Genomic DNA, 11,569 nt, shown 5'->3' on the forward strand with positions numbered 1-11,569 from the left:
CTAGCTTTACAGATCAGGCAAAGATTTGCGATCAATCTTGCCGTTAGACGTTAACGGCAGTGAATCAAGCGTCATGTAAATACTAGGAACCATATATTCAGGTAAGCGTTCTTTAACGAATCTTTTTAAGTCGGATACCGAAAACTCTTTTTTAGGAACAACATAGGCTACAAGATGAACGATCGTTTCTGATCGTTCATTGACTGTTACGATGCACTGGTCAATCGCTTCGAAATCGGTTATTGTCGCTTCAATCTCTCCCAATTCGATTCGTAGTCCTCGGATTTTCACCTGATGGTCCAGTCTTCCCAGATATTCAATGTTTCCGTCGGGTAGAAGACGAGCCAAATCTCCGGTCTTGTACATCTTTTCTCCCGGGATAAAAGGATTTTCAACAAATTTTTTCGCTGTTAAGGTAGGATTATTGAGATAGCCGCGAGCTAGCCCCACTCCTCCAATGCATAGCTCCCCTGACTCTCCAGATAGTTGCAATTGATCTTCTTCGATAATATACATGTTTGTGTTGTGTATCGGTTTTCCTATTGGAATCCTCTTGATTTCCTCACTCGGTGGGCAATCGTAGTAAGTTACATCGATTGTTGCCTCTGTCGGGCCGTACAAGTTCGTCAATTTGGTCCCAATGGTTTCATGCAAAATTTGATTAAATTTTTTCACGTGGATAGGCGTTAATGCTTCTCCGCTGACAAAAACTTGTTTTAAGCAGCGCAATCGACGAATTTCTTCTTCTCCTGCATCCTGAAGATAATTGAGAAAAGCGTTCATCATAGACGGTACGAAGTGCATCACCGTAATCTGATTCTTCTCCGCAGTCTCAACGATCGCTTGTGGGAAACGTTCGAAGTTAGGTAGCAGGAAGCATACTTTTGCGCCGACCATAGACCACCAAAACATTTCCCATACGGAAACATCGAACCCAAAAGGCGTTTTTTGCATAATCACATCATTCGCATCAAGAGGATAGGCATGCTGCATCCAGTGTAGGCGATTCACTAGAGAATGGTGCTCAATCATTACGCCTTTTGGTTTTCCCGTCGAACCCGATGTATAAATGACATACACGAGATCATTCGGTTCATTGATGAATGACAAATTATCAGGGTCCCCTGTGTAATAATTCTCATCATCAAGGAACATGGTGGGAATATCATACGAGTGCATGACTTCTCTTTTGGTCAGCATCAGCCTACAACCGCTGTCCTCCAGCATATAGCGGATTCGCTTCTCTGGATTGGACGGAGTAATGGGCAAGTATGCGCCACCTGCCTTGATAATGGCTAGGATACCTATAATCATTTCAAGTGAACGTTCTAGCATGATTGCCACAATCTGGTCAGGGCCTACACCATAAGAGCGAATATGTCTTGCCAATTGGTTTGCTTTTTTATTCAGCTCTTGATACGTAATCGTTTGATCCTTATAAATAGCAGCAATCGCATCTGGTGCAACAGCCACCTGTTCTTCAAATAATTGATAAATCATTTTGTTTTTGGGATATTCTACTTTTGTGTGATTGTTTTGCATGAACAAAATTTGCTGTCTATCGGCTTCTGAAACAAATAGGTTCGATTTGCTCATATCGACTCTACCCTTCTGTTCTCACGCTAGCCAGCGTTCTTCTCGCTTTTTTGGCAAAGCTTGAACCAAGTATAATTTGATGAATCTGATTACTGCCTTCCACAATTTCCATGGTCTTGGAATCTCGGTAAAATCTAGAAACTGAAAAGTTCTCGTTGCACCCCATCGCTCCCATAATCTGGACTGCATTAGAAGAGTGTCTAGCTCCAGCACGGGATGCGAAGTATTTGGCAATCATGATTTTTTCAGTTGCTTCCGGGGAGTGCTCATCCTTAGCCCTGCACGCTGAGATGCAGAGATGAGCTGTTGCTTCATAATCAACGCCCATGTCGGCCATAAAATGTGAAATCATTCCGTGATCGATTAAGCGAGCATGAAACGCTTTTCGTTCCATCACATGAGAACCGCATATTTCTAAGCAGCCCCGCAACAATCCTAACGAAGCAAAAGCAATGCTAATACGACCGAATTCAAGTGCGTAAGGGGCAAGATAAGATAGCGCAAAACCGGGTTTACCGATCATATTTTCCTTGGGAATCACGCAGTTATCGAATTCTAAGATCGCCAAATGCGACGCTCTAAACCCAAGCATTCCTCGAATCGGTGTGATCGTTAACCCTGGTGTGTCTTTTTCAACAAGGAAAGCGACAGGTTTGTCCCCTAGCTTCCCAAAGACAAGTAGGACATCTGCAATTGCACCAAAGGTAATCCATTGCTTTTTACCGTTTAAGAGAAAATACTCTCCCTGCTCCGTATAGCTGGTCTCCATCATTTGCAAATCACTGCCTGCCCCTGGTTCGGTCAATGCAAGTGCCGCGATTTTTCTTCCCGTAGAAAGATTTGTTAGCCAATGTTTTTTCTGCTCCTCAGTTCCCCATTTCAGCAATGTTTGAGCTACCATTGTGTGTACATTAAACAATCCGCTCAGAGAGATGCTGAAGCGACCAATAGCTTCGTTCAGCAATCCATACGTAACAAAATCCCATTCCTGACCCTTGTATGTTGCAGGGAGTGCTCCTCCAAGGAAGCCTGCCTTTGCAGACTTATCGATGATATCCTGTGGAATTCTTTCGTCGAGGTCCCACTGATTTGCGTATGGCTCTACATGTTCTTCGGCGAATGCAAGAAATTGATCATAATGAGCTTTTTGTTTTGCAGTCAACAGATTTAGCATGCTTACACCTCGCCCTGTTTGCTCTTCACAAATTTAGAAATAGCGTTAACACAACGATAGTTCTCAATATCTAGGTCATCCATTGTGATTTTGATATTGAACGTTTTTTCGAGGAATGTCATGAGCTGAATTGCGAATAAAGAATTGACTAATCCTTCCTCAAAAATCAGAAAATCATAGTCCAGCTCATCAACGTTTACATGATCCATGATATAATCGCTAATCATTTTTTCGGTCGTCAGCGTAGTCATTTAAGATTCATTCCTCTCTTTTTGTACAATTTACTATTTCGAATAATCGTAAAAACCTTTCCCGTTTTTTCTACCTACCATTCCTGCATCCACCATTTTGCGAAGAAGGGGAGCCGCCCGGAATTTTGGATCTTGGTAGCTGTCATACAACACTCCCAAAGAATCGAGAACCGTGTCCAAGCCGATCAGGTCTGCTGTTTCAAGTGGACCCATCGTATGACCGAAGCACTTTTTAAATATCTCGTCTACCTGCTTAGGTGTCGCTACTTGATCCTGTACTACAAATGCTGCCTCATTCATAAATAAGTGCGAAATACGATTGGATACAAATCCAGGTAAGTCATTAACGATGATCGCATCTTTATCCAACTGGGAGAGAAACGCTTCTGCTTGATCGATGGTCTCTTGTGAAGTAAAATGCCCTTTGATTACCTCAATGGAGCGCTTCATAAAAACGGGGTTCATAAAGTGCATACCAATTACCTTGTCCGGGCGTTTTGTCACACCGCCAACCTTGGTAATGGAGATGCACGAGGTGTTAACCGCAAAGCATACATTTGGTTTGCAGATACGATCTAATTCCATATAAACAGCATGTTTAATCTGCCAGTTCTCTGTTACATTTTCCACAATGAAATCGCACTGACTAACATCCTCTAAAGCAGTCGTAAAGGAAACAAGCTCAATCACTTGCTCTGGCGTCAATCTCGTTACGTCTTTCTTTACCAGTGGCGCAAAGCGAACCGTATGTAATATCTCCTTTTTTGCTTTCTCCAACGTTTCCTCCGATACATCTACTAGCACAGATCGAATTCCGTGAAGAGCAAGATCGACAACCATACCAATCCCCATGGTTCCTGCTCCGATGATTCCTACATTTTGAAACATGCTATCATTCTCCTTTTTGTGTAAACAAAGTGATCGTCCGTTAGCTCGAAAATCTTTTATGACCCAGTACTTTTTTTATTTGATCGGCATGTTTCCTCTCAGGCAGGTTCTTTGCTACTAGAGCACTTTGAAGCATATGAATTGCGGCTAACGCATGCTCCTTTTGCACCAGTGTCTTTGTTTCCACCAACTGTTCATAAATGTTTTGTACCTGTTCAAACGTTTGCACAACTGATTCTTCATATCCATTATTGTGCTTGTTATAATTTTTCGTGCTTACTACTGTTGCTAAGCACTTGGCAATCAGAGGCATATACTCTTCTTCCGTGAAGAAGAAGGAGTTCTTTATTGCTTGTAAATCTTCTGCTTTGTCAAATGAATATACGGGACATTCCTTGGTGTTGTTCTCCAGCAAATACTTGAGCACTGTTTTTGGCCCAAGCTCGATTGCCATGTCAGTTCCTCGTGATAGGCCATAGTATAGTGATTCTTGCCAACGAATGGGGGAAACCAGTTGTAATGATAAGTTTTCGATAATACTTGCGTGATCTGTAAATGGATGTGCGGAGTAATTAGATAGGACTGGATATTGCGGCTGTTGGTAGTTATACTTGATCAAAATTTCTTTGAACTTGTTTGCAGCTTCAATCATCAGTGGACTATGAAATGGGCCTGACATTTTTATTGGAATGGCAATTCCACCGGCTTCGACAACCTTCTCTCCTGCTTTACGAATCGCGGTGTTTGTGCCTGAAATAGAAGTTTTTAGAGGTGTGTCGTAGGCGGAGACATATACTTCATCCCCTGTTTGTGAAACTTCCACACAAATTTGCTCAACGGTTCGTGAATCAATGTTCGTTACCCAAGCCATTGTACCTGAGATTCCATTGGCTACGTCACTAACCACATCACCACGTTCCTGTACCATTTGTAGAGCATCCTTAAACTCAATGGCACCTGCACAAACAAGCGCCGAATACTCCCCAAGGCTATATCCCATCGAAAAAGCCGGTAAAAGACCGATTTCTTCCATAAAAACTCGATACGTCGTCACCCCAACACATACAAGAGCTAGCTGTGAATTTTTTAATTTTTGCAGCTCATCCTTGTAGTCAGGAGAAAAACATAGCTTGGCTAGATCCATTTTTACGGCGTCACTCGCTTCTTCAAAGGCAAGCTTCGCCACCGAAAAGTTGTCATAAAGTGTTTTTCCCATTCCAAAATAATGGGAGCCCACTCCTGGAAACATAAAGATTATGTTCGGCATATTTTTTCTCCCTTATCAGTTGGTGTTTTAGCATGAATCATTGGAAGGCACCCCTACACTTTTGTTTCTACTTTTTTCTCAATTAATCGTACGATATTGCTTACAGAGCTAAAATTGATGAGATCAAGTTCATCATTGTCTATGGTGATGACGAATTCCTCCTCAACGAATGTCAGCATCTTCATGGCAAATAGCGAGTTGACAAAGCCAAGCTCAAAAATATTATCTTCATCACTAAATTCAACATGATCATCAAAAATTACGAGGTTACTTTCTATAAAGTGGCGTACTTTATCCCGTGTCGTCATCACGCATCCCTCAATTCTGTATCGTTATTATTTTCAAAATAATAATGGTGATATCTATTTCTGCTTCCCCATCTAAATAAACAAGACAAGGGTTATCGTTTTTCATAATTTTTACTTATCGAATGTTGGGCAATCATGAGCTGCATAACCTGTGATGTACCTTCAATAATTTCCAGAAGCTTGGCTTCGCGGAAGTAGCGCTCTACAGGATATTGGTTGGAAAAGCCGTTTCCACCATGTGCTTGCACCGCATCCGTAGTTACCTCCATTACCATCTTAGAAGAAAAATATTTCGCCATGGCAGTTTCCATAATCGAATCAGGATCTTTGTTCAATCGCATTTTTCCGGCATGAAGACATAAGGCACGAGCTGCATGAATTTTTGTGGTCGCATCCGCAATCATTCCCTGCATGAGGTCAAAATCACATAGCTTTTTCCCAAATTGTGTTCTCCTACGGGAATAGGAGATCATTGCTTCCAGTGAGGCTTGGGCAATTGCGACACCTCCCCAAGCGATGTTATAGCGTCCATGATCTAATCCATATGAGGCGATGTAGCTAAAACCTCCACCAACAGGTCCAAGTACATTTTCTGCTGGAACGACAACATCTCTAAACTCAACTTCAGCGATATGCGACGCCTTACTTGCCAGTAATCCGGTCATGCGAGTTGATTGTATCCCTTCCGATTCACGCTCTACCAAAAAAGCAGTGACTTGACCTTCCTCTTCATGTGACGCGAAGACGAGAAATAAATCTGCAATATCGGCGAAGGAAATCCATTTTTTTATCCCTGTAATAATGTACTGATTCCCCTCTTTTCGATAGCATGTCTCTACACTTCTAGCATCTGTCCCAACATTCGGCTCACTGAGTGCAAACGCAGCAATCTTTTTACCTTTTGTCATCAACGGGAGCCATTTTTCTTTTTGCTCTTTCGTCCCCCATCGTACAATCGTTTCTCCGACAAGTGAGTTATGCACCGTGATCAATTCTCGGACGGAATTGCATGATTTTCCTATTTGCTCTATAAACAATCCAAATTGCACTGGATCAAGCCCCAACCCTCCGTACTCTTTGGGAATACTGGCAGTGAGATATCCTTTCTCCCCCATTTTCGTAATCAGCCCAGAAGGTAGCTCTTCGTTTAACTCAAATTCTTTCGCATATGGGCGAATCTCTTCTTCAGCAAATTTCTCTACTTCAACGAAAATATCAGCTTGTTGCGCACTTATATTCATACCGTCTATCTCCTCTTCATCCGTTTTATTATCTCTTTTCAATAGCATGATTTACTTTTACATAGATATAAGGCGGAAACGGCTGAATCATAGACAAATCATTTTGAAATACAACATGCCCATTATCACCAGATGAAATTTCTTTGAAGTTGGCGAAGCGGTAAGTCGCATACATCATCCGGTTTCGGTCTGTCTTTCGGAAGTCAGCAAGTAAAAATTTTCCTTCCTCTTTGGCCTCTTGCATAATATAGCTAAGCAGAACTGTACCAACGCCTCTAGACATCACCCGGCAGGACATTAAAAGCAGCTTGACATGCCATGCTTCCTCGGTTATCTCTACTAGTGCTAGTCCAATTTTGCCGTATGATCCATATTTATCTGTAAGCTCACATACTAACAATTTATACTTATCGTTCGTACGAAAAGCGTTCAATTCATCATAATCATAGGTAACCCCTGTTGAGTTCAGCTGATTGGTACGAACCGTTAGCTCCTCGGCACGTTTTAGATCCTCTTCTTGTGCCTCTGAGATGATAAACTTCATTTCAAGAGATGCAAGAAAAGATTCTTGAGGGCCAACAAAGGCTTGTTCTTCCTGGTTACGCTTGATATCTTCCAGATACATATGTCGACGTCTTTTCGAATCCTCAGTGATAAACTTTGGGTTGAGACGAGGATGATCTAATAAGTTTGTATATTCAGTCTCACTCATGCAAGTAACCTCTGGATGAACACTGCTTACTTCGTCACGCTCAAACGGTTGATCGTCAATAAATAACATGGTATCCATGCCAATGTTTATATCTTTCTGGATACTAGAGATATTGGCTGATTTGGCATTCCAATTGATCTGCGGATAGAGGAAATATTCAGCGATACCAAACTCCTTTAGTTTTTCGTATGCTAATTCAAAATTATTCTTACTTGCAATCGAATGAAGAATCCCACGTGAATCCAATTCTTTCATAATCTCCACAATCCCGGGACGAAGCTGAACATCGGGAGATTCTAATAAAATCCCCTCCCAAATCGTATTGTCCAAGTCCCAAATCACGCACTTGATTTCTTTCTCCATGATTTTCCCTCTTTTCGTATCCGATATCATCAATCAGAACCTAATTGAGAATAGATAGGACTATTGGAATCAATCTTAGGTTGAAGCATATCTTCTGTCCCTGCCAACATAATGGACCATACACTATCACCCACACTCGCTTGGGTTACAGGAAGTTCTCTTTTAATCTGAAATAGCTACCATAAAAAGCAAAATATTTTTAAACAATAATGAAACAATACCAAGTTTACTAATAATTCCATCACTTTTCATAAACTTAATCCAAATAGATACTACAATCTAAAAATATTGGATAATATTTCACTGTATTCCAAATATATCAAAAAAGTTAAAATTATACTATATCAATAAAGTCTCATTTTAGAAAAAATTTCCTTTTTCCTTACATTAGCAGTAGTTCTTTACTACTTATTCTCTTGCCATCTATTAAATTTGAAGCTTGCAAAAAGATTGCAATTTCACCAGATTATAAAAGAGCGATATGGAAGTAATTCTCACCAATCGCTCTTTATAATAAATGACTAACTTATATTACATGTTGTTACAATTTTACCTTCTTTGCTTAATGGATAATTGAACTCGGAGATGATACTGCAAATGCTGGTACAGCAGAGGGTAAAACTGCTACTGCACGATACGAAGGAAATCTTTTTTTCAACTTATAGTCCTTGACATATTGTATTTTCGAGGTAACCATATATTACTTTTATTTGCATAAAATTACAATTAAAATTTTAAGTAATTATGTGTACTATAAACAAGCTCCACATATTACACTCCCCTCCATATTGATATAAAAAAGAAAAGACCTAACTGAGTAGCTAGGTCTTTTCTATACATTATCTTCGCTAAATTAACGAAGTAATTGAAGTACACCTTGAGGTTGTTGGTTAGCTTGTGCAAGCATTGCTTGTGCAGCTTGAGACAAGATGTTGTTTTTCGTGAAGTCCATCATTTCTTTCGCCATATCAACGTCACGGATACGAGATTCTGCAGCTGTCAAGTTCTCAGCAGTTGCTCCCAAGTTGTTGATAGTGTGCTCTAGACGGTTTTGGTTCGCACCTAGTTTAGAGCGCTCTTCGGATACTTTGTTAAGAGCGTTGTTGATGGTTGTGATTGCTTTGTCTGCTGCTTTTTGAGTAGAGATGTTAACACCTTTTTGGTCATCTTTGTCTGTAGCGGCAGCGATAGTTGTAGTAGTAGCAGCACCAGTAGCAATTACGTCTCCAACTTTCGCAACGTCAACAGAAGCTTCGATACCAATTTTCTTAAGTGCATCTACTACATCTTGTTTTGTTGCAGTGATAGCACCTACAGTACCTGCACCAGTTGTATCTCCTGCTTTTTGGGCCAATGTTACAACAACATTACCATCTTTATCAATTTTTGCTGTTGTTTCTTTTACTTCAGCATTTTTTACGGCTGTTTCTGCTTTCAATTGAACTTTAAAGGTATCTTCAGAAGTGTTTCCAACTTGAATATCTGTTGCAACAGCTGTTTCTTTCGATTCAAAGCCTGTTACACCAAGCTCTGTGTTGCTCATATCATTAATGCTCAATTTGATGCTTTGTCCTTGGTTAGAACCGATATGGAAGGTTTTATCTTCAAAAGATCCATCCAATACTTTTTGGTTGTTGAATTCTGTGTCTGTGGAAATACGTTTGATTTCTTTAGACAATTCGTCAACCTCTGCTTGAAGCTTTTGACGGTCTACGCCTTCATTAGTGTCAGAAGATGCTTGAACTGCTAGTTCGCGCATACGTTGTAGGATGCTGTGTGTTTCAGTTAAGGCACCCTCAGCTGTTTGGATCAAGGAAATACCATCTTGCGCATTTTTAGAAGCCATTTCTAGACCGCGGATTTGACCACGCATTTTTTCAGAGATCGCTAGACCTGCTGCGTCATCACCTGCACGGTTGATGCGAAGACCAGAAGACAATTTCTCCAGGTTTTTACCAGATGCACCTGTGTTTACACCTAGTTGGCGGTGTGTGTTTAATGCTGATACGTTGTGATTGATTCTCATGATTTGTTACCTCCGTGTTTTTCATTTCTTGAACCATCCATTTGTTCAAGATGATGTTGTGTTGTTCATTTTAAATAAAGTGACTTCATTCAAAATGACAACTGATACAGTCACCTCTATAGGCTAGTAGTAGCTCTACTCTTAGCACCTGTCGTTGAAGAAAATTTGACTTAGGTGACTATTACTTATATCGGATTTGTTTTATAAAACTTTACAGGATAAAAAATATTTTTTTATTCAAATTTTTTGTACGATTGATTGTAGATTACAGCAGTCAATTTTTACAAAAGAAAAGACCTAACTGATTCGTTAGGTCTTTTCTTATCATTATCATCGTTAGATTAACGAAGTAATTGAAGTACGCCTTGAGGCTGTTGGTTAGCTTGTGCAAGCATTGCTTGAGCAGCTTGAGTAAGAATGTTATTTTTTGTGAAGTCCATCATTTCTTTTGCCATATCAACGTCACGGATACGAGATTCTGCAGCTGTTAGGTTTTCAGCAGTTGCTCCCAAGTTGTTGATAGTGTGCTCTAGACGGTTTTGGTTTGCACCTAGTTTAGAGCGCTCTTCGGATACTTTGTTAAGAGCGTTGTTGATTGTTGTGATTGCTTTGTCTGCTGCTTTTTGAGTAGAGATGTTAACACCTTTTGTGTCGTCAGCATCTGTAGCTGCAGCAATAGTTGTATTACTAGCAGCAACTTTGTCGCCAGCTTTCGCGCCATCAACAGAAGCTTCGATACCAATCTTCTTAAGAGCATCTACTACTTCTTGTTTTGTTGCAGTGATACCACCTGGAGCAGCTGTAGGATTTGCCGCTGCGTCTTGTTTCAATGTTATAACGATATTTCCATCTTTATCAATTTTTGCTGTTGTTTCTTTTACTTCAGCATTACCATTTGCTTTTTCTGCTTTCAATTCTACTTTAAAGCTATCTCCAGAAGTGTTTCCAACTTGAATATCTGTTGCAACAGCTGTTTCTTTTGATTGAAGGCCAGTAACACCAAGTTTTTCATTGCTCATATCATTAATGCTTATTTTAATATTTTGTCCTTGGTTAGAACCGATATGGAAGGTTTTATCTTCAAAAGATCCATCCAATACTTTTTGGTTGTTGAACTCTGTGTCTGTAGAAATACGTTTGATTTCTTTGGACAATTCATCAACCTCTGCTTGAAGCTTTTGACGGTCAACGCCTTCGTTTGTGTCAGAAGAAGCTTGAACAGCTAGTTCACGCATACGTTGTAGGATGCTGTGTGTTTCAGTTAATGCACCCTCTGCTGTTTGGATCAAGGAAATACCATCTTGCGCATTTTTAGAAGCCATTTCTAGACCGCGGATTTGACCACGCATTTTTTCAGAGATCGCTAGACCTGCTGCGTCATCACCTGCACGGTTGATGCGAAGACCAGAAGACAATTTCTCCAGGTTTTTACCAGATGCACCTGTGTTTACACCTAGTTGGCGGTGTGTGTTTAATGCTGATACGTTGTGATTGATTCTCATGATTTGTTACCTCCGTGTTTTTACTTCTTGAACCATCCATTTGTTCAAGATGATATTGTGTTGCATCACTTTGAATATAGTTGTTTCAAAATGGCAACTTCTTTAGTCTCCCAATCGGCTAATAGTAGCGCTACCCTTAGCATGATGGCTCAGATAAAATCCAAGATTTTAGGTGACTATTATTAGTATCGGATATTAATCATAAAATTTTACAGTTCATCAAAAGTTTTTTTATTCAAAT

Annotated in this window: 10 protein-coding genes; all 10 read right to left on the reverse strand. The window is 40.2% G+C overall.

Annotated features, from left to right (window positions below):
• Window positions 1–6 precede the first annotated feature (6 nt).
• The 10 genes from BrL25_RS00485 to BrL25_RS00535 all read right to left on the reverse strand — a co-directional run bounded on the left by BrL25_RS00485 (window position 7) and on the right by BrL25_RS00535 (window position 11,328).
• Window positions 7–1,596 carry a non-ribosomal peptide synthetase gene (locus BrL25_RS00485; RefSeq protein ID WP_018670477.1) on the reverse strand — a complete coding sequence of 530 codons (1,590 nt, stop codon included), beginning with the start codon at window positions 1,594–1,596 and terminating at the stop codon, window positions 7–9.
• Window positions 1,597–1,603: 7 nt separating this feature from the next.
• Entirely contained in the window at window positions 1,604–2,770 is a 1,167-nt protein-coding gene (locus tag BrL25_RS00490; protein ID WP_018670476.1) for an acyl-CoA dehydrogenase family protein, read from the reverse strand.
• A gap of 2 nt (window positions 2,771–2,772) precedes the next feature.
• The gene (locus BrL25_RS00495) at window positions 2,773–3,021 is read right to left on the reverse strand and encodes an acyl carrier protein (protein WP_018670475.1); all 249 of its coding nucleotides are present in this window, start codon (window positions 3,019–3,021) and stop codon (window positions 2,773–2,775) included.
• Between the two features lie 33 nt (window positions 3,022–3,054).
• Complete coding sequence (locus tag BrL25_RS00500) at window positions 3,055–3,909, reverse strand: 3-hydroxyacyl-CoA dehydrogenase family protein (RefSeq protein ID WP_018670474.1); 855 nt, start codon at window positions 3,907–3,909, stop codon at window positions 3,055–3,057.
• Window positions 3,910–3,949: 40 nt separating this feature from the next.
• On the reverse strand, window positions 3,950–5,176 hold the full coding sequence (locus BrL25_RS00505) for an ACP S-malonyltransferase (RefSeq protein WP_018670473.1): 1,227 nt from the start codon (window positions 5,174–5,176) through the stop codon (window positions 3,950–3,952).
• A 53-nt stretch (window positions 5,177–5,229) separates the two neighbouring features.
• Window positions 5,230–5,484, reverse strand: a complete 255-nt coding sequence (locus BrL25_RS00510) for a phosphopantetheine-binding protein (protein ID WP_018670472.1) — start codon at window positions 5,482–5,484, stop codon at window positions 5,230–5,232.
• A gap of 92 nt (window positions 5,485–5,576) precedes the next feature.
• Window positions 5,577–6,725, reverse strand: a complete 1,149-nt coding sequence (locus tag BrL25_RS00515; protein WP_018670471.1) for an acyl-CoA dehydrogenase family protein — start codon at window positions 6,723–6,725, stop codon at window positions 5,577–5,579.
• A 28-nt stretch (window positions 6,726–6,753) separates the two neighbouring features.
• Window positions 6,754–7,800: an HAD-IIIC family phosphatase gene (locus BrL25_RS00520; protein WP_018670470.1), complete on the reverse strand. Its 1,047-nt coding sequence runs from the start codon at window positions 7,798–7,800 to the stop codon at window positions 6,754–6,756.
• An 853-nt stretch (window positions 7,801–8,653) separates the two neighbouring features.
• The gene (locus tag BrL25_RS00525; protein WP_018670469.1) at window positions 8,654–9,826 is read right to left on the reverse strand and encodes a flagellin N-terminal helical domain-containing protein; all 1,173 of its coding nucleotides are present in this window, start codon (window positions 9,824–9,826) and stop codon (window positions 8,654–8,656) included.
• 341 nt (window positions 9,827–10,167) lie between these two features.
• A complete protein-coding gene (locus tag BrL25_RS00535; RefSeq protein WP_018670468.1) occupies window positions 10,168–11,328 on the reverse strand; it encodes a flagellin N-terminal helical domain-containing protein in 1,161 nt (386 codons plus the stop codon).
• Between the last annotated feature and the right edge of the window lie 241 nt (window positions 11,329–11,569).

Source organism: Brevibacillus laterosporus DSM 25 (assembly GCF_002706795.1).
In the GTDB taxonomy this organism is placed as follows: domain Bacteria; phylum Bacillota; class Bacilli; order Brevibacillales; family Brevibacillaceae; genus Brevibacillus_B; species Brevibacillus_B laterosporus.

Coding starts and splice junctions, on each gene's coding strand:
- BrL25_RS00500 (WP_018670474.1), bottom strand. CDS start 3,909: ATGTTTCAAAATGTAGGAATCATCGGAGCAGGAACCATGGGGATTGGT.
- BrL25_RS00525 (WP_018670469.1), bottom strand. CDS start 9,826: ATGAGAATCAATCACAACGTATCAGCATTAAACACACACCGCCAACTA.
- BrL25_RS00510 (WP_018670472.1), bottom strand. CDS start 5,484: ATGACGACACGGGATAAAGTACGCCACTTTATAGAAAGTAACCTCGTA.
- BrL25_RS00505 (WP_018670473.1), bottom strand. CDS start 5,176: ATGCCGAACATAATCTTTATGTTTCCAGGAGTGGGCTCCCATTATTTT.
- BrL25_RS00495 (WP_018670475.1), bottom strand. CDS start 3,021: ATGACTACGCTGACGACCGAAAAAATGATTAGCGATTATATCATGGAT.
- BrL25_RS00520 (WP_018670470.1), bottom strand. CDS start 7,800: ATGGAGAAAGAAATCAAGTGCGTGATTTGGGACTTGGACAATACGATT.
- BrL25_RS00535 (WP_018670468.1), bottom strand. CDS start 11,328: ATGAGAATCAATCACAACGTATCAGCATTAAACACACACCGCCAACTA.
- BrL25_RS00515 (WP_018670471.1), bottom strand. CDS start 6,725: ATGAATATAAGTGCGCAACAAGCTGATATTTTCGTTGAAGTAGAGAAA.
- BrL25_RS00490 (WP_018670476.1), bottom strand. CDS start 2,770: ATGCTAAATCTGTTGACTGCAAAACAAAAAGCTCATTATGATCAATTT.
- BrL25_RS00485 (WP_018670477.1), bottom strand. CDS start 1,596: ATGAGCAAATCGAACCTATTTGTTTCAGAAGCCGATAGACAGCAAATT.